This is a genomic window from Numidum massiliense (assembly GCF_001375555.1).
In the GTDB taxonomy this organism is placed as follows: domain Bacteria; phylum Bacillota; class Bacilli; order Thermoactinomycetales; family Novibacillaceae; genus Numidum; species Numidum massiliense.
Window position 1 is genome coordinate 3,052,371 of sequence record NZ_CTDZ01000009.1, and the last position, 20,369, is coordinate 3,072,739.

Sequence of the window (20,369 nt, forward strand, 5' to 3'; positions counted from 1 at the left end):
CACCACTTAATGACATTTTTCGTCCCCTACATTTTCTTCTATAGTCCCTAGCTCTTATAGCGTTAAGCCACCATTTACCGACAAGACGTGACCGTTGACAAAACTCGCTTCGTCACTCGCTAAAAAGAGGGCGGCGTTAGCAATTTCCCGCGGTTGTCCGAGACGTTTTAACGGCGTTTTGTCGCGTAGCGGCTGTAGTATTTTTTCAGGCACCGTTTTTACCATTTCCGTTTCGATATATCCTGGCGCGATCGCATTCGTGCGCACAGCGGCACCTTTACGCGTGAACTCTTTTGCCCACGTGTACGTCATGCCAATGATCCCCGCCTTCGTCGCCGCGTAATTCGTCTGTCCGACGTTTCCGTACAACCCGACGATCGAAGAAATGTTGACGATCGCTCCTTTGCCGTTAGCCATCATGAGGGATGCAATTTCTTTCGTCATGTTGTAAACACCTTTTAAATTCACATCGATTACCGTATCCCAAGCGTCGTCATCCATCTTTTGTAATAAGGCATCTCGCGTGACCCCCGCGTTATTAATAAGCACGTCGATGCGCCCGTACTGTTCGCGCACTTGCTGCACAAAGTCGGCAATTTCTCGTCGTTCGGTCACACTTAACGCAACGTGACAAATGTTTTTTGCCGCATAGTCGCCAGGTGTAACGTCGACCGCATAGACGACTTTCGCTCCTTCATGGGAAAAGAGCTCACACATTTCTTTCCCCAGCCCCCGCGCACCACCCGTTACGACGACGACTTGCTCGACTAACCGTTTCATCTCCATCACCTCATGTTAAATTAGAATACTTAGTCATACAAAGTTACGAAATAATGATCACGACTTTACAAGTCGTTCAATTCACAAAGAGATCGCTTTCACTGCCGTCCCAATCGAATAGTCGTAAGCAAGAGAACATGTTTCATGAAAAAACGCCTTGCATTCTCTCGCGTTACGTCTTATAGCGTTTAGCCCCTTGCTTATCTAAAGTGTACCTCCCTTTTGCCCAGCTGTATAATACATGTTCGTTCTAATGCCTATAACTAAAAGTCATAGTCAATTAAACTCCAACAAAAAAAGCCCTCACACAGGGCGATCAAAATCGCCAACCGCGTGGAGCTTGTTGATGCTGAGGCAGCAGACAGCAAAAAACATCTACATAACAAAAAACCCTTCATCGCTGAGGGTTTACTATCCTTAGGTAGGCTTTATTTTAACTTTGCTGGAGCTCCCAGTCAGACTTGAACTGACGACCTCTTCCTTACCATGGAAGCGCTCTGCCAGCTGAGCTATGGGAGCATATGGCTCCTCCGGTAGGATTCGAACCTACAACCTATCGGTTAACAGCCGAGCGCTCTACCGTTGAGCTACGGAGGAATATACACAAATCCGTCTGGCAACGTCCTACTCTTCCAAGGGCTCGCGCCCTAAGTACCATCGGCGCTGGAGGGCTTAACGGTCGTGTTCGGGATGGGAACGCGTGTGTCCCCTCCGCTCTCGTCACCAGACAGGAGATGTCGTATGAAGTTGTTTCCTTCAAAACTAGATGGAAGCATTCCCAGTTACTTACTTATATTGATTAAGCCGATCGACCGATTCGTATCCGTCAGCTGAACACATTGCTGTGCGTACACCTCGGACCGATTCTCCTCGTCTTCTACAAGGGGTCTCATGGGAAATCTTATCTTGAGGGGGGCTTCACGCTTAGATGCTTTCAGCGCTTATCCCGGCCACACTTGGCTACCCAGCGGTGCTCCTGGCGGAACAACTGGTACACCAGCGGTGTGTCCATCCCGGTCCTCTCGTACTAAGGACAGATCCTCTGCAAATTTCCTACGCCCGCGACAGATAGGGACCGAACTGTCTCACGACGTTCTGAACCCAGCTCGCGTACCGCTTTAATGGGCGAACAGCCCAACCCTTGGGACCGACTTCAGCCCCAGGATGCGATGAGCCGACATCGAGGTGCCAAACCTCCCCGTCGATGTGGACTCTTGGGGGAGATTAGCCTGTTATCCCCGGGGTAGCTTTTATCCGTTGAGCGATGGCCCTTCCACTCGGTACCACCGGATCACTAAGTCCGACTTTCGTCCCTGCTCGACTTGTAGGTCTCGCAGTCAAGCTCCCTTCTGCCTTTGCACGCTTACACGCGATTTCCAACCGCGCTGAGGGAACCTTGGAGCGCCTCCGTTACTCTTTAGGAGGCGACCGCCCCAGTCAAACTGCCTACCTGACACGGTCCCGCTACCGGATAACGGTAGTCGGTTAGAACTTAACGATGATCAGGGTGGTATCCCAACAGTGCCTCCACCGATCCTAGCGAACCGGCTTCTATGGCTCCCACCTATCCTGTACAAACCACCGCCAAATTCAATATCAGGCTACAGTAAAGCTCCACGGGGTCTTTCCGTCTTGTCGCGGGTAACCAGCATCTTCACTGGTACTACAATTTCACCGGGTCTCTCGTTGAGACAGCGTCCAAGTCGTTGCGCCTTTCGTGCGGGTCGGAACTTACCCGACAAGGAATTTCGCTACCTTAGGACCGTTATAGTTACGGCCGCCGTTCACTGGGGCTTCAGTTCAGAGCGTTGCTAACGAATCGTCAGCTAACCCTTCCCCTTAACCTTCCAGCACTGGGCAGGCGTCAGCCCATGTACTTCGCCTTACGGCTTCGCATAGACCTGTGTTTTTGCTAAACAGTCGCTTGGACCTCTTCACTGCGACCCCCTCAGGCTATTCACCTTAACGGGGCACCCCTTCTCCCGAAGTTACGGGGCGATTTTGCCGAGTTCCTTAACGAGAGTTCTCCCGAGCGTCTTAGGATTCTCTCCTCGCCTACCTGTGTCGGTTTGCGGTACGGGCGCACAACCTTCTCGCTAGAGGCTTTTCTCGTCAGTGTGAGATCAGGGATTTCGCTACTGCAATCTTCACTTAACCGTCGGCTCAAGGTATGCGTAAACGGGGATTTGCCTCCGTTTACCCTCTCGCCTTCCGGACAGAACTCCATCAGTCTGCTCCCTTACCCTCCTGCGTCCCCCCTTCGCTCAATCGAAGGTCGGCGGTACAGGAATATCAACCTGTTGTCCATCGCCTACGCTTTTCAGCCTCGGCTTAGGCCCCGACTAACCCTGAGCGGACGAGCCTTGCTCAGGAAACCTTAGGCTTTCGACGGAGAGGATTCTCACCTCTCTTTTCGCTACTCATACCGGCATTCTCACTGCCTTGCACTCCACCGACGCTTTCGCGTCTGCTTCTATGCGCAAGGTACGCTCCCCTACCACGCAAGGTAGATCCTTGCATCCATAGCTTCGGTGATCCGTTTAGCCCCGGTACATTTTCGGCGCGACGTCACTTGACCAGTGAGCTATTACGCACTCTTTAAATGATGGCTGCTTCTAAGCCAACATCCTGGTTGTCTAAGCAACGCCACATCCTTTCCCACTTAACGGATACTTAGGGACCTTAGCTGATGGTCTGGGCTGTTTCCCTCTCGACGATGGATCTTAGCACCCAACGTCTGACTCCCAAGGTCGAAAACTGTGGCATTCGGAGTTTGACTGAGTTCGGTAACCCGGTGAGGGCCCCTCGCCCAATCAGTGCTCTACCTCCACGTTTTATCCTTGAGGCTAGCCCTAAAGCTATTTCGGGGAGAACCAGCTATCTCCGAGTTCGATTGGCATTTCACCCCTACCCACACCTCATCCCCGCATTTTTCAACATACGTGGGTTCGGGCCTCCAGTGCGTGTTACCGCACCTTCACCCTGGACATGGGTAGATCACTCGGTTTCGGGTCGACGGCGTGCAACTTAGATCGCCCTCTTCAGACTCGCTTTCGCTGCGGCTCCGCCTCATACGGCTTAACCTCGCTACACGCCGTCACTCGCCGGCCCATTCTACAAAAGGTACGCCGTCACATCTCTACGGATGCTCCGACTGCTTGTAGGCACACGGTTTCAGGTACTCTTTCACTCCCCTTCCGGGGTGCTTTTCACCTTTCCCTCACGGTACTGGTTCACTATCGGTCGCCAGGGAGTATTTAGCCTTGGGAGGTGGTCCTCCCGGATTCCCACGGGGTTTCACGTGCCCCGCAGTACTCGGGGTTCGCCTCGGAGTGACTAAAATGTCGACTACAGGATTGTTACCTTCTCTGATGGGCCTTTCCAGACCGCTTCGTCTATCCCAGTCATTTCTTACTCCATGTGAGACGCCCCACAACCCCTCGAGGTAAACCTCGAGGTTTGGGCTACTTCCGTTTCGCTCGCCGCTACTCAGGAAATCGAGTTTTCTTTCTCTTCCTCAGGGTACTAAGATGTTTCAGTTCCCCTGGTTGCCTCCGCGTTGCCTATGTGTTCAGCAACGGGTACTCTCCTATGAAAGAGAGTGGGTTTCCCCATTCGGAAATCCTCGGATCAGCCTGCTTACGGCTCCCCGAAGCATATCGGTGTTCGCTCCGTCCTTCATCGGCTCCTGGCACCTAGGCATCCACCGTGCGCCCTTTGTAGCTTAATCTTATTCTTTCATTCTGGAATGATACATCTTACGATCATCCCGGTGAATGCTTCCTATCCAGTTTTCAAGGAACATGGTGGAGCTGAGCGGGATCGAACCGCTGGCCTCCTGCTTGCAAGGCAGGCGCTCTCCCAGCTGAGCTACAGCCCCATACATTTAATTTGCTATTCGCGGTTTAATCGCAAGTCGAAATTGCGATTAAATGACGAAAGAGCTGGTGGGCCTAGGTGGACTCGAACCACCGACCTCACGCTTATCAGGCGTGCGCTCTAACCAGCTGAGCTATAGGCCCATTTACCTCTATAGGTACGTGAAGAAAACATTCCATCACAGAAGGAATATTCCTTCAAAACCAAACGAACACTGCCAACGTGCCTTATATACTCCGTAGAAAGGAGGTGATCCAGCCGCACCTTCCGATACGGCTACCTTGTTACGACTTCACCCCAATCATCTGTCCCACCTTCGGCGGCTGGCTCCTAAAAGGTTACCTCACCGACTTCGGGTGTTACAAACTCTCGTGGTGTGACGGGCGGTGTGTACAAGGCCCGGGAACGTATTCACCGCAGCATGCTGATCTGCGATTACTAGCGATTCCGGCTTCACGCAGGCGGGTTGCAGCCTGCGATCCGAACTGAGACCGGCTTTATGGGATTGGCTCCGCGTCACCGCTTCGCTACCCTTTGTACCGGCCATTGTAGCACGTGTGTTGCCCAGGACATAAGGGGCATGATGATTTGACGTCATCCCCACCTTCCTCCGGTTTGTCACCGGCAGTCAACTTAGAGTGCCCAACTCAATGCTGGCAACTAAGCTTAAGGGTTGCGCTCGTTGCGGGACTTAACCCAACATCTCACGACACGAGCTGACGACAACCATGCACCACCTGTCACTCTGTCCCCGAAGGGAACACTCTATCTCTAGAGCTAGCAGAGGATGTCAAGCCCTGGTAAGGTTCTTCGCGTAGCTTCGAATTAAACCACATGCTCCACCGCTTGTGCGGGCCCCCGTCAATTCCTTTGAGTTTCAGCCTTGCGGCCGTACTCCCCAGGCGGAGTGCTTAATGTGTTAACTTCGGCACTAAGGGTATTGAAACCCCTAACACCTAGCACTCATCGTTTACGGCGTGGACTACCAGGGTATCTAATCCTGTTCGCTACCCACGCTTTCGCGCCTCAGCGTCAGTTGCAGGCCAGAGAGCCGCCTTCGCCACTGGTGTTCCTCCCGATCTCTACGCATTTCACCGCTACACCGGGAATTCCGCTCTCCTCTCCTGCACTCAAGTCCCCCAGTTTCCAATGCCATCCCACGGTTGAGCCGTGGCCTTTCACATCAGACTTAAGAGACCGCCTGCGCGCGCTTTACGCCCAATAAATCCGGACAACGCTCGCCCCCTACGTATTACCGCGGCTGCTGGCACGTAGTTAGCCGGGGCTTCCTCCTGTGGTACCGTCACGCTTAAGGCAGTGACTCCTCAAGCCATTCTTCCCACATGACAGAGCTTTACAACCCGAAGGCTGTCCTCGCTCACGCGGCGTTGCTCGGTCAGGGTTTCCCCCATTGCCGAAAATTCCCTACTGCTGCCTCCCGTAGGAGTCTGGGCCGTGTCTCAGTCCCAGTGTGGCCGATCACCCTCTCAGGTCGGCTACGCATCGTCGCCTTGGTGAGCCGTTACCTCACCAACTAACTAATGCGCCGCGGGCCCATCCGAGAGCGGTAGCTTGCGCCACCTTTGGACAGTCGGTCATGCGACCGTCTGTCGTGATCCGGTATTAGCGCCGGTTTCCCGACGTTATCCCCGTCTCTCGGGCAGGTTACCCACGTGTTACTCACCCGTTCGCCGCTAGGTTCCGCTGCGTCCACCCGAAGGCTTCGGCTGCTTCACCCCGCGCGACTTGCATGTATTAGGCACGCCGCCAGCGTTCGTCCTGAGCCAGGATCAAACTCTCCATAAAAGGTAAGTTTGTTATTCCTAACTGTTGTCCATCAAGTGAATGATGGGTTCCTCGCACGTTGGCTTGTTCGTTCAGTTTTCAAGGAACATTCTCGTTCTTTGCTGCCGCGCTCTCTCGAGGCGACTTTCTTATCTTATCACGCAGCTGAGCGTTTGTCAACAACTTTTTTTAAGTTATTTTCGCTCGAACCCGTGCCCGCCGCGGCTATCTTATCTTGCCGCTTTGGCTGTCGCTGGCGTTCGCGGTAACCCGCTCTCGCGGCGACAAGTTATATACTATCACGGATCGACGGCTCACGTCAACACCTTTTTTAAAAAAAATCGTGGCTGACGTTTTTTCATACGCTGCCGTCAACCTCCGGTGCACACTCACACTTATGTTATGGGGATACGGATGCCATCGCAATTAGTGCACTCTCAATCGTAGCGGCAACGAGCAACAACGCGACGACACCGATACATAAGAGCGGTAGTCGTCGTACCGTTGTACGCGTATCGCGACTAACCGCTGTACGTAGCCCCGGATTCCACAGCGAACGTATCCACCCGATCGCGAGCCAACCGAACTTGATGCCGAAGCCTCCCGCAATGATAATCGCCGGAAGCTCAAACATCCCGTGCGGCATAATTTGCGTCACAAACAACCTCAAAGGGCTTTCCCCATACCTTAGCGCCGCGTCGCTTATAATGAATCCGAGCATAAATCCGTTCGACAATAGCGCGATCGCCGGATACAGTCCGAACAGCAAGCCACTCGCCAACATAATAAACGCTGCCTTCGTATTGTTTAAAAAGATCGTCCAAAAAATGTTCGTAAACGTGTGATCAGCTGCAATGTTTTCCACGACGTCTTGCAGCTGTTTGAGCATTTCTTTAACGATCGGTTGCACCTCGTCGTGCATGACGAAGCCAATGACACTACTGCCGACCATTAGTCCGGCGGCAATCCACACGAACGACTTATTTTGCTTTAACAACTGCCAAAACGCTCGCATCGCCATATCCCCCATAACTGCTTTTTTTTTCACGATACATATGTGTAAGCTGTTCATATCCTCTATGGACGAACATAGATTGTACTATGACCTAAGTTCGCAGGGAGGTGAAAGTATGTTCTGGGTGCTGTCCGGAAAGAAACTGAAGCGCACCCTCGTCGCGACTGTCGCGCTCGTTTTTGCCGCCGGCATTTATTACGCTAACAAACAGAACATAAACGTGTTTTCGATGGAAAATGAAGGGCCACAAGCTTATTATTCGGTTAAGACCGACGATAAAGTGTTGGCCCTCACGTTCGATATTAGCTGGGGAGAAGAAATTGTCGGTCCCGTCCTCGATACGCTCAAAGAGGCGAACCTCAATAAAGCAACGTTTTTCCTCTCTTCTCCTTGGGCAAAAAGTCATCCCGACGTCGTTAAACGCATCGTCGACATGGGCTTTGAAGTTGGTAGCCACGGTCATAAACACGAAAATTTTAGCGAACACGATGAAGCGTGGATGCGCGAGCAAATTACGAAAGCCCATCAAATACTCGCTGATGTGACTGGTCAAAAAAGAATCAACCTGATCCGCCTGCCAAACGGCGACTTCGATAAGCGCACATTAAATGTCGCCAACAGCTTAGGTTATCGCGTGATCCAATGGGACACCGATTCGCTCGATTGGATGCGGAAAAGCGCCGACGAGATCGTGCAACGCGTGACGTCGAAAGCCCACCCGGGCGACATCGTTCTTTTTCACGCGAGTGATTCCGCAAAAAACACGCCAGAAGCTTTACCGCGGGTTATCAAAGAGCTACGGGAAAAAGGATACAGTTTCGCCACGGTTTCCGAATTAATTGCCGGAAGCACGATAAAAACCGACCCGGTTGAAGATGCGAAATCCGATTAATCATTATTGGCTGCCTCGCACGCAGGTACCCCGTCGGCCAAACGGCTGATTCACCGAGCTTAAGTCGACACGTGTATCATATGCAGCACCACATCTGCCCATCCGAGCTAGACACCCGTTGTCTAGCTTATACTTTTTGTTGCACCGCTTGACTTTGCTGTTTTGTAGCAGGTAGCAAGCGGTGTAGCTGCATAATTTGCCACGTATTACACGTAAGGAGAGTCGTCAGTGCAATCCACAACGAATTGGCATTGTTCCCTTTGAGCACGGGAATTAGTTCAATAAACGTAAACACGAACATAAAGAAAACCGTCGACGCAAACGCCTTTCTGTTAGTCGCGGTAGCTTTTTTCCAAGCGACGCCAACGGCGATGACCAACACGGCGAGCGGTAGCCACACGTAAGGAACGAACGTTTCGTTACTCGCCCCGAAAAACGCGTATCGCAAATAGATGACGTCAAAAAAAGTAAAAGCTAACAAGAGCCATAACACCGCTTGAAAAAGCCGGCTATTTTTAAAAATACTGAGTAACAAAATATTCAACACGCTAAAGGCAAAAAAACCGAGCGAGGCGACAACACTAAACAAAGCGCCCATCCACAGTTTCCCTAAAAGGCTATAAAAAAGCTCGACAACCCACTGCTCACCGTAACTGATGCCATTGTACCATTCGACAGCGAAGCCGACGACGAGTGCGGTCACAATCCCGGCGAGCAGTGTCGTCCTAAATAAGTAAGCCCACTTTTTTATCGTCATAAAAATGATATCCCCTTTATGCGACAATCGATATACTTTCTCGATTGTACCAAAAATACAGCTGCCAATACTACCCAAAGCCCATTTTAAAGTATGATCGCTACCTGTCAATGTCATATTAGGGTTAGATCACTCTCTGTTAAAAAGGTGGTTTTCGTATGCGCACGTCGCTTGCCGCCATTTGCATCGCCTTCGCCTTTGTACTCACCTCTTGCAGTCCACAATCGAAGCCTTCAGGATCGCCGGACTACCAAGAAACGAAGCAAATGGTCGTCGATATTTTAAAAACAGAAGATGGAAAAAAAGCTATTCAAGATGCGGTGCAAGATCCAGCGATTAAAGAAAAAGTGTTACTGTCCGGATCGCACATGACTGAAGCAGTCGATCAGGCGATCAACAATCCGAAAAATAAAGCACACATCGAAAAAATATTTCAAAACCCAAAAGTAGCAGCCAATTTTGCTAAAACAATTCGCAAAGAACACGAACAGTTACTAAAGCAGCTGATGAAAGACCCAGATTACCAAAAAATGCTGTTGGATGTCATGAAAAACCCAGATTACGAAAAGCAAATACTCGACTTAATGAAAAGCGAGCCCTACCGTAAGCAGACGATGACGATTATGAACGACGCCTTGCAAAATCCGCTCTTTAAGGAAAAATATATGGAGTTGTTGTTAAAGGCAACAGAGGAAACATTAAAATCAGAGAAAAAGAAAGGGCAGAAATGATTAGAAGTAAATTCTTCCTATCCGACATAAAAGACCCCGTTTTCCAAATGGGAAACGGGGTTGGTCTTCTGTTAGCTCTTCACTGGGAGCTGACAGCGGGCGATCACATCTGTCGCCAGATCAGCAAATATTTTCCCTGTTTTACTCGATGCATCGTAAACAGACGGCGAACTGTCTGGATCGCGTAAATCTGCTTCGGGCGCGCCGAGCGGAATTTGTGCGAGGACGTCGGTACGCAGCTCTTCCGCTAACTTAGTACCGCCGCCTTGTCCAAATACGAATTGTTTCTCGCCGCAAGAGCCACACTCGAGATAGGCCATGTTTTCGACGACGCCGAGTAAGTCGTGTTTCGTGTGCAACGCCATCGCTCCGGCGCGCGCAGCGACAAATGCAGCCGTCGGGTGCGGCGTCGTCACGATCAGCTCTTTACTTTTCGGAATAAGCTGGTGCACGTCTAACGCGATATCCCCCGTTCCAGGCGGCAAATCGAGCAGCATGTAGTCGATATCTTCCCAAAGTACCTCGACAAAAAAGTTGCGCAACATTTTACCGAGCATCGGGCCGCGCCAAATGACAGGGTTATTGTCTTGCACGAAAAAGCCCATCGACATCACCTTCACCCCGTACCGCTCGACGGGGAGGATCGTCTTATCGATTACCGTAGGCCTTTGTTCGATCCCCATCATATCCGGAACACTAAATCCGTATATGTCGGCGTCAATGATGCCGACACGCTTTCCTTGCCGCGCGAGGGCAACCGCCAAGTTAACAGTAACCGTCGATTTTCCAACACCGCCCTTACCGCTAGCGACCGCGATAAACTGGGTTGGCGAATCGTCAGCTAACAACGGCGAAAGCGGCGCTTGCGGACGCACCGGTCCTTTGCCCGCACCGAGTTGCCCTCTTAGCTTGGCCGATAGCTCTGCGCGCTCTTCGTCTGTCATCGCGCCAAATGTCAGGTCGACGTGCGCTGCGCCAGCTTCCTTCACTTTATGAATGACATCTTCTTCGATTTTCGCCTTCAATGGGCACCCGACAATCGTCAGCACGACCGTTAAAGAGACGTTTTTCCCGTCAACTTTAATGTCCCGAATCATATTTAACTCGACGAGGCTCCGGTTTAATTCCGGATCTTTGACGTCTTTTAACGCCTCGAGAATCATCTTTTCCGTCAACATACCGAAACACCCCAATGCTTATGATCACGTTTTCGTTCACGCCCATTATAACACATTCCTCATTCAGTCCCTAATGGGGTGCGGCGTGTCGGGTTCCCCTTCGTTTTTAGCGAAATATGAGAGCACTCCGCGGTAAATACTCGCCGCCAACCGCTCTTGATACGCCCTGTCATTCAATAGCTCCGCTTCGGCAGGGTTGGACAAAAAGCCCGCCTCGACCAATACCGCGGGTACGTGCGCCGCTTTAAGCACATAAATATCGCTCGTTTGCTTGGCGGCACGCGTCGTGTTTCCCAAATCGTCGATGAGTTGCCTTTGTATGATGACAGCTAACTGTTCACTCTGCTCTAACGATGGATGGTAAAATGTCTGTGCCCCGGACCAGCGCGGCGAAGGCATGCTATTCAAATGAATACTAATGACGAGATTCGGTTCCGTTTCCTTAATGATCTGTACACGTGCGTGTAAGTCCTCAACTTTTCGCTTTCTTAAACCCGGTGTACCTCCGTTCGCCAAATCCGTATCCGACTCCCGCGTCATGACGACATATGCACCCGACTGTTGCAAGTAATTCCGAAGGCTCTGCGCAATGTTTAAATTAATGTCCTTTTCTAAAACACCTTTGGCACTGACAGCCCCCGGGTCCGGTCCGCCGTGTCCTGCGTCGACGACGATGATTTGTCCCAAGAGCGGCATGCCCCCCACAGTCCATTTCGCCTTAAACGAAGGTATCGAGAGCACGACAGCCGTCGTTAGCCCGACGATCGCCACGATTAATAGCCATTTGCGATTCATCCAACGCGTATTCGTTGCACGCATCCCACCCGTCCCCCCTTGTAAAGTTTACGGGACGAGTCGCTAAGTTATGAAAGAAATCAAGTAAGTTCCTCATAAACGCTTATTTAAATGGGAATAAAAAGCCCCAAATCGAAGTTCGATTTGGGGTTTGAAACGTTGATCCATTACCGTTTCGAGAACTGCGGAGCACGGCGAGCACCTTTCAAGCCGTACTTCTTCCGTTCCTTCATGCGCGGGTCGCGCGTTAAAAATCCTGCTTTTTTCAGCGCTGGCCTGAGCTCGCTGTCGGCTTTCAGGAGCGCGCGGGCAATACCGTGGCGAATGGCCCCAGCTTGACCCGTATATCCGCCCCCGTGAACGTTAACTAACACATCGTAACGATCAGCTGTGTCGGTTAAAACGAGCGGTTGTTTGGCGATCGCCTTTAACGTCTCCATACCGAAGTAATCGTCTAAATCGCGTTTATTGACGATGACGCGCCCGTCCCCAGGTACGAGGCGAACGCGGGCGACAGATTCCTTTCGGCGTCCTGTTCCGTAATACATTACTTGCGCCACAAACGTGACCTCCTTTAGCGAAAAATGTCACCTTAACCGCGAAGTTCCCAAACTTCCGGTTGCTGTGCTTGGTGGGGATGTTCTGGACCGGCGAACACTTTCAATTTCTTAAGTTGTGCCCGTCCTAAGCTGTTCTTCGGCAACATACCTTTAACAGCGATTTCGACCATTTTTTCCGGCTTTTTGGCAAGCAGTTCCGCCGCTGACGTCTCTTTTAACCCGCCAGCGTAATTTGTGTGACGGTAATACGTCTTGTCTTGCATTTTCTTTCCAGTTAACACGATTTTATCGGCATTAACGACGATCACAAAATCGCCTGTATCGACATGGGGCGTGTAAGTCGGCTTAAGTTTACCGCGCAAGATGCTGGCCACTTCGGATGCTAGGCGTCCAAGCCTTTGACCGGCCGCATCTACCACGTACCACTTCCGCTCCACTTCGTGCGGTTTTGCCATAAACGTGGTCCGCATGGGATTACCTCCTAACAAATACAACTCGCGTCTTATTCACGTTCTGTATCATTAATAAACCCGGGGCTTGTGGGTTTATAAAATACCAACGTTCATAATAATACACTCGCGCGCTTGAGTCAAGAGTACAGCGCGTGGAGTATGTGTCAAGCTTTACTCGACGACCTTACAGGATCAAGGATTTAAAGACCTAAATATGTCATTCCCTAACGTTCACTTGTTGTCCGCCCTTGAGGAGTTAACTCTTCAAGGACGGCGATTAACCACCTTATCCAAATACCCAATAGCACTTGAAGCTGATGCGGCACCTACTTGGATCCTGCCAACTTGAACCCCAATGTGATCCGACTTACCTATTCGCCTCGCATGGCGTTTTAGTTTTTGTGTCACTTGGCGGTTGGGCCAGACAGTTAATAATGCCTGTCTCAACGTCCCATTGGTAACGCCTTGTTGTACTTTGGCGATGGCTTGAGCCCCTTCTTCACTCCAGTACATGCCACGACGTTTCATGCGGTATGCCAGACGTCTCTGGTTCGATTCCATGCATCCCATCCTACGAGCATTTTTTGGCACGTCTGGACTAACCTCACGCCAGTCGCAGAGGATCTCCCAGTGCCCTTCAAGATACTTCTGCATGTTCTCGATACGCTTTTCCTCTCGCTCCGTCTCTGCATTTCCCTGTGCCGTATCAATCACCGCTTTAAACCTATCCTTATTTTTTTCGGATATTGCCTTTTCAATTTGAGGAATGAGCCTTGGCTGGCGGCTCAACCCGCGACGAATACTCCTCTTTACGTGAAAAGGATCCAATTGGCGGACAACCGATGTCGCTTCAGAAAAGGTATTTTGAACGCGTTCCTCAGAGATCCATGAAGCCGCATCCGCATTAGTCGCCACATGTGTATGTGAGAGATCCCAACGATGTCGAATCGCTGCATAACCTATTTCCCAAAAGTCATCCACCGATTCAACGGTAGAAAAGACGTGACGATCTGTTAACGAGACACGCTGTCCGTTTTGCTCCCACCCGGTATAGGCAAGCATATTTTTGATCTCTATTCCTTTGCCTCTCCCTTTGACGTATAAGCCATCTGCTTCGCAATATAAGTGCTTAACGGACGGAGAGTTAGGAATTACCGTATCCTCAAAAATTCGATCCCTTTTTTCAGCATCCATGACAGCTTGAGCTTCACCTGCTTCTTTTACTAAGCGCTGAAACGTCGTATGGCTGATCGTTATACCGGCAAGTTTTTGCGTGACCTCTGAGGCGAGGCGGTAGGTCATTCCCGGCGCTGCAGCTAACTCTGCTCCGAGCATCATAAGGTCTGGGCTGTATCTTTTACGGCGTTTTAAACCGATTGCCTCATCGACAGGGTAATGTGCGTTTCCGTTTCGGTCGTACATCAAGTGGCGTTTATAGGACACTGTCCCAAAAAAACTGGTGAACTCCCGGCTGTCCAATCGCTCACTTTTCCAACCGTATTTTTCCTTGTAATGCGTCGTCATCATCTGATCGAGCTGCTCCAAAAATTCTCCGAACAGATCAGCCATCACTTCCATCAGGCGAATACGTAAGCTTTCCCAAAACGACAACATATCTGTAGACTGTTCCAAGATAGTAGCGATTTCTGGTATAATGGTTTTCAAGGAAGACCTCTCCTTTCGTGGTGGTTAGGAGTACTATTTAGGTCTTCCTTTTCTATATTCTCCCTCCAAATTCCTGCTAAAACCCTTCGAGAGAAATGTTACACATACGCGCGTGGAAAATAAAAAAACAACTAAAATGAAGACGACCAGACGACCGCGAATAGCCGTTCCCATAAATTGCGCAGTGCCCGCCGAAGCACCTAATCTCATTTTTAAGCAACACTAGTTGCGCAGAAACGAGAAAACCTGCGCGACGATGCTTACAACTACAGGTACTAGCTACTCGTACACGACCTCCCACAACGTCAACCCTTCGGGCGGCATCGTGCGTCCAGCCAACCGTCGGTCGCGCGCCGCCAGAATGTGTGGGATCGCGTCCGGCGACAACTCACCGGCCCCTACCGCTACTAACGTCCCTGTAAGGATGCGCACCATATACTGCAAGAAACCATTGCCGACAAACCACAACTGAATGCGCGTACCAGACGTACAAATCTCGATCGACTGCAAGTGGCGTACGCGATCCTTTACTTGCGCTTGCGCCGCCGAAAAAGACGTGAAATCATGTGTACCGATCAAATGCTGCGCTGCCGCTCGCATCGCTGCCACGTCGAGCGTACGCGGCAAATGGGTGTAATAACGACGGGTAAACACGTCAGGCAGTGCGGCCGTCTCCAACGTATAGCGGTATACTTTCTCACGTGCGTCAAACCGCGGATGAAACGCCTCTGGAACAACTTCAGCCTGCCGTACGACGATATCCCGCGGTAGACGGTGATTTAATACGCGGGACCACCGTTCCGCCGGCATCTTACCCGACGTCTCGAACGTTACGACTTGCGCACGCGCGTGCACACCGGAGTCCGTACGTCCGGCCCCCGTCACCGCTACCTCCTTAGCGCAAATACTCCCCAGTACTTCTTCGAGTACACCTTGCACGGTGCGCACGGGAGGTGCGAGTTGTACTTGAAATCCGTGGAAGTCCGTGCCGTCGTAAGCGATCGTCAACTTAATTTTCTCCGCCACTACTAGTCATTCCCCCCGGTCTAATATCCGATAAACTTCCCCGCTGCTACCTGTGTTCCTCGTTTCCTTGTACTGCACCGCTGACCCGATCCACGCTTCACACAGAGTAACTGATAATATCCTCAGATTGGGGTAGACGCACCCCGTTACACCAAGGAAGCGGCGTGTGTGCTCCCGTTATACCCGCAATAGTCGCTAACAGGTGACCAATTACCCCCACTAAGCCCGCAATAGCCACAGACAGACAGCGAGTACGAGCAACACACATGCAAGTCCGGCATCGCGGGGCGTGAATTTTAATTCGCGCCACTTCGTCCGCCCGTCGCCACCGCGGTAGCCACGCGCTTCCATCGCTACCGCCAACTCCTCGGCGCGCCGGAAGGCGGACACGAACAGCGGGATTAAGACGGGAATGAGATTTTTGAGACGCTGTCGTAGCGGGCCGCTGTCAAAACTTGCGCCGCGCGACATTTGCGCTTTAATGATCTTATCCGTCTCCTCTAGTAGTGTAGGAATAAACCTTAGCGCGATTGACATCATTAGTGCTAACTCGTGCGCAGGGACACCGATGCGCTTGAATGGCCTGAGGAGCGATTCCAACCCGTCCGTCAATTCAAGGGGCGATGTGGTTAAAGTCAACAGCGACGTCAACACGACAATGACGAGTAACCGCAGTGCAATAAAGACAGCCTGGCGTACGCCTTCTTCGTATATGACGAACGAACCGATCGCGACGAGCGGCTCTCCCCCTTTCGTGAGCCATAAATGCATAAGCGTCGTAAAGACGATCAAAAACAAAATCGGGCGCAGCCCTTTCCACAAAAATGCAAGAGGTACCCTGGAAATAACGACTGCTAGCAGCGTAAACAAAATTAAACAGGCGTATGAGACCACGTTATTCGCCAAAAAGACGACCGCAACTAAAAACATGACGGCGAGCAATTTCGCGCGCGGGTCTAGTCGGTGCAACACGGTGTTGCCAGGGATGTACTGCCCGATAATGACGTATTGTAATAAGTTCATCGCGCCAGCTCCTTCGCCCGCCACCGCTTTGCGATTTCTTCGGCGAGTTGTTCCGGCGTATATAAACCCTCTGGCAGCGACGGGCGGATGAACCGATTCACCTCACGTAGCCACTTCAGCTCTGGCGGCGTGTCTAGCCCGAGCGCCTGTAATTGACATTCCTCGGCAAAAACATCAGCTGTCGGCCCTTGCAAAGCGACCGTTCCTTTACTGAGGACGAGTAATTGGTCTGCGTAACGGGCCACCTCGGCCATATTGTGCGAAACGAACACGACAGTTAGCTGCCACGATTGTTGCAATGCGACAATCGTCTGCATAATCTCGCGCTTCCCTTGCGGATCCAAGCCCGCTGTCGGTTCGTCTAACACGAGCACGCGCGGACGCATCGCGAGCACGCCAGCGATCGCCACGCGCCGCATCTGTCCGCCGCTTAGCTCAAACGGTGACTTAGTAGCTACGTCATCGTATGGCAAGCCGACTTTTTCGAGCGCTGTACGCACCCGCTGCTCAACTTCTTCGGCAGGCAATTTAAGATTTTGCGGTCCAAAGGCGACGTCGGAAGCGACTGTCTCTTCGAACAATTGGTGTTCCGGATATTGAAACACCATCCCGACATCTCTTCTGAGCGCGCTTAATTTTTTCGCCTCACGCGTAAGCACCGTCTCCCCGACGGTAAGTTTACCGTGCGTCGGACGCAGCAACCCGTTAAAGTGTTGGATTAACGTCGATTTACCTGACCCGGTACGCCCAATGACGCCGGTAAAGCTGCCACTAGGGATGTGAAAGCTTACCTCGTGTAACGCTCGCCGCTCGAACGGCGTGCCCACCCCGTAAGTATGTCCTAAGTTTTCTGCCACAATTTGCATAAGGCGTTCACCAAACCTATCTCTTCAACGTGCGCCAAGGGAACACCCCGCTCGCGCAACGCACCCTCTAACCTTACAGCGAAGGGAACGTCTAAACCGAGTTGTACGAGCTGTCGCTCTTGTTTGAACACCTCTTGCGGCGTGCCTTGAAATTGAATGTTCCCGTCGGCGATGACGACAATCCGGTCCGCCTCCGTTACTTCGTCGAGCATATGTGTGACGGTGACGACGGCGATGCCTTCCTGCCGCACTAAACGGACGACTTCCGCCACTTGACGCCTGCCCTCGGGGTCCAACATCGCTGTCGCTTCGTCTAAAATAATGAGCTCTGGCCGCATCGCGAGCACACCGGCAATCGCCAAACGCTGCTTTTGTCCGCCGGACAATCGATTTGGCATCGCCTCCTCCAGCCCGGTTAAACCGACGCGCGCGATCGCCTCGCGCATGCGTTCCTCCATCACTTGGCGTGCGATGCCGAGGTTTTCTAGGCCGAAGGCGATGTCGTCCTGCACCGTCGGACCGACAATTTGGTTATCCGGATTTTGAAAGACCATCCCGACTTTGCGGCGTACGTCCCACACCTCCCGATCGTCGGAAGGGTCCAGGCCATCGACTCGTATACACCCCGCGGTCGGTTTTAACAGGCCGTTAATTATTTTGGACAACGTCGACTTGCCAGAGCCGTTCGGGCCGATGATTGCTACCATTTCCCCTCGTGCGATGTCGAGGTCGACGTTGCGCAGCACCGGCTCCGCCTCAGGCCGGTAGTGAAAGCATATGTCCCTGATCGATACAAGCGGTTCCGCAGCCATCCGTACATACTCCTCATAAAAAAACGTCATGAGTACAACCTATAGTGAATGATAAAGAACTACAGTATATAACTGTGCATAGTGTAACATAACAGTTTGCGGTTTGCGACCAAACAAAAAAAGGGTGAACATAGGAATCTGATAAGCAGATTCCTTCCCACCCCTTTACTTGCCACGTGCTATTTTACGAGTTCGATATACACCATCGGCGCGGCGTCGCCACGGCGCGGTCCAAGCTTCATAATGCGCGTGTAGCCACCTTGGCGTTCAGCGTAACGCGGCGCAATGTCGTCGAACAACTTCTGAACCGCCGTTTCGCGAATTTGCTTTTTCCCTTCTTCGGTCGTATGATCGAACATTTTTTCCTTCTTCGCGTGCGGATGAATGCGTTCGTTGCGTACAAAAGCCGCAACTTGACGGCGTGCGTGCAAATCGCCGCGCTTAGCGAGAGTAATCATTTTATCCGTAATGCGGCGTAGTTCTTTCGCTTTCGCTTCCGTCGTTTCAATCCGCTCGTGAATGATAAGATCGGTCACTAAATCCCGGAACAACGCTTTGCGCGCCGCCGAATCTCGACCTAATTTCCGATAAGCCACAGATGTTCCCTCCTCCGTCCATCACGCTAGTTGATGGTTCAAAAAGCGACAATTAATCGTCTTTACGCAGTGAAAGACCGAGCTCGCCTAACTTCTCTTGGACTTCTTCTAACGATTTCCGTCCTAAGTTACGCACCTTCATCATGTCTTCTTCTGTTTTCTGCGTCAATTCTTGTACTGTGTTAATACCTGCCCGTTTGAGGCAGTTGTAGGACCGTACCGAAAGATCGAGTTCTTCGATTGTCATTTCGAGAACTTTCTCTTTCTTGTCCTCTTCTTTTTCCACCATAATCTCCGCGTCTTGCGCCTCATCTGTCAGACCGACGAACAGCATGAGATGTTCGGTCATTATTTTAGCCGCAAGACTGACCGCTTCTTCCGCCCGAATACTACCGTCCGTCCACACTTCTAACGTCAGCTTGTCGTAGTTCGTCACTTGCCCGACTCTCGTGTTATCGATAGTGAAGTTGACGCGCGTGATCGGGGTGTAAATGGAATCGACCGGAATAACACCAATTGGATGATCTTCTTGTTTGTTGCGGTCAGCCTGAACGTAGCCACGGCCGCGATTAGCCGTAATGCGCATGTGCAAACGCGCATCGTCGGCGAGTGTCGCTAGATGCAGTTCCGGGTTAATGACTTCGACGTCGCTATCGGCACGGATATCGCCGGCGGTCACCTCGCCACCGCCTTCGACATCCACTTCCAACACCTTTTCCTCATCCGAATGAATTTTAAGTGCCAGCTTCTTCAAGTTGAGGATAAGTTCCGTCGTATCTTCTACCACTCCCGGAACAGTTGAAAACTCGTGTAATACACTATCGATTTGCACTGCTGTCACTGCGGCCCCCGGGAGTGACGACAGCAGGATGCGACGAAGCGAATTGCCGAGAGTCGTCCCGTAACCACGCTCTAAAGGCTCCACGACAAACTTCCCATAGTTGCCGTCATCGTTAACTTCAACGACGTCAATTCTCGGTTTTTCGATTTCAATCATTTACGGAGTTACCCTCCTTCAAAAACGTCGAATTCCGACCGTTCTCACAAGACCGTGCACCATGTGAATAAGCACTTTCTCCATGACAATGGATAAATCCCTATCCACCTATTATTGACGTGTTGCGGTAATATATACCAATCACACGCGTCGACGTTTCGGCGGGCGGCATCCGTTGTGCGGAATCGGCGTTTCGTCCTTAATCGCACTGACGTCCAAGCCCGCCGCTTGCAAGGAACGGATCGCCGCTTCCCGACCGGCACCAGGCCCTTTAACCATCACTTCGACAGATTTCATCCCGTGCTCCATCGCCGCTTTAGCCGCTGTTTCTGCAGCCATTTGCGCAGCGTACGGTGTGCTTTTGCGCGAGCCTTTGAAACCTAGGTTACCAGAGCTCGCCCAGGAGACCGCATTCCCGCGCGGGTCGGTAATCGTTACGATCGTATTGTTAAAGGTAGAGCGAATGTGGGCAACGCCACTTTCAATTCTTTTCTTCGCTTTGCGTTTTACCCGCGTTGTTTTACCGCGTTGTTGTTTAGCCATCTCAAAAATCCCTCCTG

17 protein-coding genes, 4 tRNA genes and 3 rRNA genes are annotated in these 20,369 nt (G+C 51.5%); 2 read left to right on the forward strand and 22 right to left on the reverse strand.

The window, feature by feature from the left end; genetic code table 11:
- Window positions 1-54: 54 nt before the first annotated feature.
- The 9 genes from fabG to BN1247_RS14260 all read right to left on the reverse strand — a co-directional run bounded on the left by fabG (window position 55) and on the right by BN1247_RS14260 (window position 7,459).
- Window positions 55-780, reverse strand: a complete 726-nt coding sequence (gene fabG / locus BN1247_RS14220; RefSeq protein WP_054950964.1) for a 3-oxoacyl-ACP reductase FabG — start codon at window positions 778-780, stop codon at window positions 55-57.
- Window positions 781-1,223: 443 nt separating this feature from the next.
- Window positions 1,224-1,299: transfer RNA gene (locus tag BN1247_RS14225), tRNA-Thr, on the reverse strand.
- A gap of 3 nt (window positions 1,300-1,302) precedes the next feature.
- Window positions 1,303-1,377 (reverse strand) — tRNA-Asn (locus BN1247_RS14230).
- Between the two features lie 14 nt (window positions 1,378-1,391).
- Window positions 1,392-1,508: ribosomal RNA gene (gene rrf / locus BN1247_RS14235) — 5S ribosomal RNA — on the reverse strand.
- 67 nt (window positions 1,509-1,575) lie between these two features.
- Window positions 1,576-4,510 (reverse strand): 23S ribosomal RNA (locus tag BN1247_RS14240).
- 74 nt (window positions 4,511-4,584) lie between these two features.
- A tRNA-Ala gene (locus BN1247_RS14245) sits at window positions 4,585-4,660 on the reverse strand.
- 65 nt (window positions 4,661-4,725) lie between these two features.
- Window positions 4,726-4,802 (reverse strand) — tRNA-Ile (locus BN1247_RS14250).
- Between the two features lie 99 nt (window positions 4,803-4,901).
- A 16S ribosomal RNA gene (locus BN1247_RS14255) occupies window positions 4,902-6,465 on the reverse strand.
- The 16S, 23S and 5S rRNA genes sit together here with 4 tRNA genes alongside, the layout of an rRNA operon.
- Before the next feature lie 379 nt (window positions 6,466-6,844).
- Window positions 6,845-7,459: a stage II sporulation protein M gene (locus tag BN1247_RS14260; RefSeq protein WP_187119800.1), complete on the reverse strand. Its 615-nt coding sequence runs from the start codon at window positions 7,457-7,459 to the stop codon at window positions 6,845-6,847.
- Window positions 7,460-7,574: 115 nt separating this feature from the next.
- Between BN1247_RS14260 and pdaB the strand changes: the two genes are divergently transcribed.
- Window positions 7,575-8,351, forward strand: coding sequence for a polysaccharide deacetylase family sporulation protein PdaB (gene pdaB / locus BN1247_RS14265; RefSeq protein ID WP_231633303.1), 777 nt, complete (start codon window positions 7,575-7,577; stop codon window positions 8,349-8,351).
- A 127-nt stretch (window positions 8,352-8,478) separates the two neighbouring features.
- Here the strand turns inward: pdaB and BN1247_RS14270 are convergent, their stop codons facing one another.
- Entirely contained in the window at window positions 8,479-9,108 is a 630-nt protein-coding gene (locus BN1247_RS14270) for a KinB-signaling pathway activation protein (protein ID WP_054950967.1), read from the reverse strand.
- Window positions 9,109-9,266: 158 nt separating this feature from the next.
- On the opposite strand from BN1247_RS14270, the gene gerD reads away from it, so the two are divergent.
- Window positions 9,267-9,839 carry a spore germination lipoprotein GerD gene (gene gerD / locus BN1247_RS14275; RefSeq protein ID WP_054950968.1) on the forward strand — a complete coding sequence of 191 codons (573 nt, stop codon included), beginning with the start codon at window positions 9,267-9,269 and terminating at the stop codon, window positions 9,837-9,839.
- A 71-nt stretch (window positions 9,840-9,910) separates the two neighbouring features.
- Here the strand turns inward: gerD and BN1247_RS14280 are convergent, their stop codons facing one another.
- The 12 genes from BN1247_RS14280 to rpsK form a co-directional block, all read right to left on the reverse strand.
- Window positions 9,911-11,017, reverse strand: a complete 1,107-nt coding sequence (locus BN1247_RS14280) for a P-loop NTPase (protein WP_054950969.1) — start codon at window positions 11,015-11,017, stop codon at window positions 9,911-9,913.
- Window positions 11,018-11,080: 63 nt separating this feature from the next.
- Window positions 11,081-11,836, reverse strand: a complete 756-nt coding sequence (gene cwlD / locus BN1247_RS14285) for an N-acetylmuramoyl-L-alanine amidase CwlD (protein ID WP_054950970.1) — start codon at window positions 11,834-11,836, stop codon at window positions 11,081-11,083.
- A 143-nt stretch (window positions 11,837-11,979) separates the two neighbouring features.
- On the reverse strand, window positions 11,980-12,372 hold the full coding sequence (rpsI, locus tag BN1247_RS14290; protein WP_054950971.1) for a 30S ribosomal protein S9: 393 nt from the start codon (window positions 12,370-12,372) through the stop codon (window positions 11,980-11,982).
- Window positions 12,373-12,404: 32 nt separating this feature from the next.
- Window positions 12,405-12,842: a 50S ribosomal protein L13 gene (rplM, locus tag BN1247_RS14295; protein WP_054950972.1), complete on the reverse strand. Its 438-nt coding sequence runs from the start codon at window positions 12,840-12,842 to the stop codon at window positions 12,405-12,407.
- Window positions 12,843-13,088: 246 nt separating this feature from the next.
- Complete coding sequence (locus BN1247_RS14300; protein WP_187119684.1) at window positions 13,089-14,438, reverse strand: ISLre2 family transposase; 1,350 nt, start codon at window positions 14,436-14,438, stop codon at window positions 13,089-13,091.
- A gap of 330 nt (window positions 14,439-14,768) precedes the next feature.
- Entirely contained in the window at window positions 14,769-15,515 is a 747-nt protein-coding gene (gene truA, locus BN1247_RS14305; RefSeq protein WP_054950973.1) for a tRNA pseudouridine(38-40) synthase TruA, read from the reverse strand.
- Between the two features lie 219 nt (window positions 15,516-15,734).
- Window positions 15,735-16,538, reverse strand: coding sequence for an energy-coupling factor transporter transmembrane component T family protein (locus BN1247_RS14310; RefSeq protein WP_054950974.1), 804 nt, complete (start codon window positions 16,536-16,538; stop codon window positions 15,735-15,737).
- Window positions 16,535-17,404, reverse strand: coding sequence for an energy-coupling factor transporter ATPase (locus tag BN1247_RS14315; RefSeq protein ID WP_054950975.1), 870 nt, complete (start codon window positions 17,402-17,404; stop codon window positions 16,535-16,537). The genes BN1247_RS14310 and BN1247_RS14315 overlap by 4 nt, the downstream gene beginning before the upstream one ends.
- Window positions 17,380-18,216, reverse strand: a complete 837-nt coding sequence (locus BN1247_RS14320) for an energy-coupling factor transporter ATPase (RefSeq protein ID WP_054950976.1) — start codon at window positions 18,214-18,216, stop codon at window positions 17,380-17,382. Before BN1247_RS14320 ends, BN1247_RS14315 begins: the two co-directional genes overlap by 25 nt.
- Before the next feature lie 179 nt (window positions 18,217-18,395).
- Window positions 18,396-18,812, reverse strand: coding sequence for a 50S ribosomal protein L17 (gene rplQ, locus BN1247_RS14325; RefSeq protein WP_054950977.1), 417 nt, complete (start codon window positions 18,810-18,812; stop codon window positions 18,396-18,398).
- 52 nt (window positions 18,813-18,864) lie between these two features.
- Window positions 18,865-19,809 carry a DNA-directed RNA polymerase subunit alpha gene (locus tag BN1247_RS14330; RefSeq protein WP_054950978.1) on the reverse strand — a complete coding sequence of 315 codons (945 nt, stop codon included), beginning with the start codon at window positions 19,807-19,809 and terminating at the stop codon, window positions 18,865-18,867.
- A gap of 141 nt (window positions 19,810-19,950) precedes the next feature.
- The gene (rpsK, locus tag BN1247_RS14335; protein ID WP_054950979.1) at window positions 19,951-20,352 is read right to left on the reverse strand and encodes a 30S ribosomal protein S11; all 402 of its coding nucleotides are present in this window, start codon (window positions 20,350-20,352) and stop codon (window positions 19,951-19,953) included.
- Window positions 20,353-20,369 lie beyond the last annotated feature (17 nt).

Excerpts from the sequence above, each read along its gene's own strand:
- fabG (WP_054950964.1), bottom strand. The coding sequence starts at position 780 with ATGAAACGGTTAGTCGAGCAAGTCGTCGTCGTAACGGGTGGTGCGCGG.
- BN1247_RS14260 (WP_187119800.1), bottom strand. The coding sequence starts at position 7,459 with ATGCGAGCGTTTTGGCAGTTGTTAAAGCAAAATAAGTCGTTCGTGTGG.
- pdaB (WP_231633303.1), top strand. The coding sequence starts at position 7,575 with ATGTTCTGGGTGCTGTCCGGAAAGAAACTGAAGCGCACCCTCGTCGCG.
- BN1247_RS14270 (WP_054950967.1), bottom strand. The coding sequence starts at position 9,108 with ATGACGATAAAAAAGTGGGCTTACTTATTTAGGACGACACTGCTCGCC.
- gerD (WP_054950968.1), top strand. The coding sequence starts at position 9,267 with ATGCGCACGTCGCTTGCCGCCATTTGCATCGCCTTCGCCTTTGTACTC.
- BN1247_RS14280 (WP_054950969.1), bottom strand. The coding sequence starts at position 11,017 with ATGTTGACGGAAAAGATGATTCTCGAGGCGTTAAAAGACGTCAAAGAT.
- cwlD (WP_054950970.1), bottom strand. The coding sequence starts at position 11,836 with ATGCGTGCAACGAATACGCGTTGGATGAATCGCAAATGGCTATTAATC.
- rplM (WP_054950972.1), bottom strand. The coding sequence starts at position 12,842 with ATGCGGACCACGTTTATGGCAAAACCGCACGAAGTGGAGCGGAAGTGG.
- BN1247_RS14300 (WP_187119684.1), bottom strand. The coding sequence starts at position 14,438 with ATGTTGTCGTTTTGGGAAAGCTTACGTATTCGCCTGATGGAAGTGATG.
- BN1247_RS14310 (WP_054950974.1), bottom strand. The coding sequence starts at position 16,538 with ATGAACTTATTACAATACGTCATTATCGGGCAGTACATCCCTGGCAAC.
- BN1247_RS14315 (WP_054950975.1), bottom strand. The coding sequence starts at position 17,404 with ATGCAAATTGTGGCAGAAAACTTAGGACATACTTACGGGGTGGGCACG.
- BN1247_RS14320 (WP_054950976.1), bottom strand. The coding sequence starts at position 18,216 with ATGGCTGCGGAACCGCTTGTATCGATCAGGGACATATGCTTTCACTAC.
- BN1247_RS14330 (WP_054950978.1), bottom strand. The coding sequence starts at position 19,809 with ATGATTGAAATCGAAAAACCGAGAATTGACGTCGTTGAAGTTAACGAT.
- rpsK (WP_054950979.1), bottom strand. The coding sequence starts at position 20,352 with ATGGCTAAACAACAACGCGGTAAAACAACGCGGGTAAAACGCAAAGCG.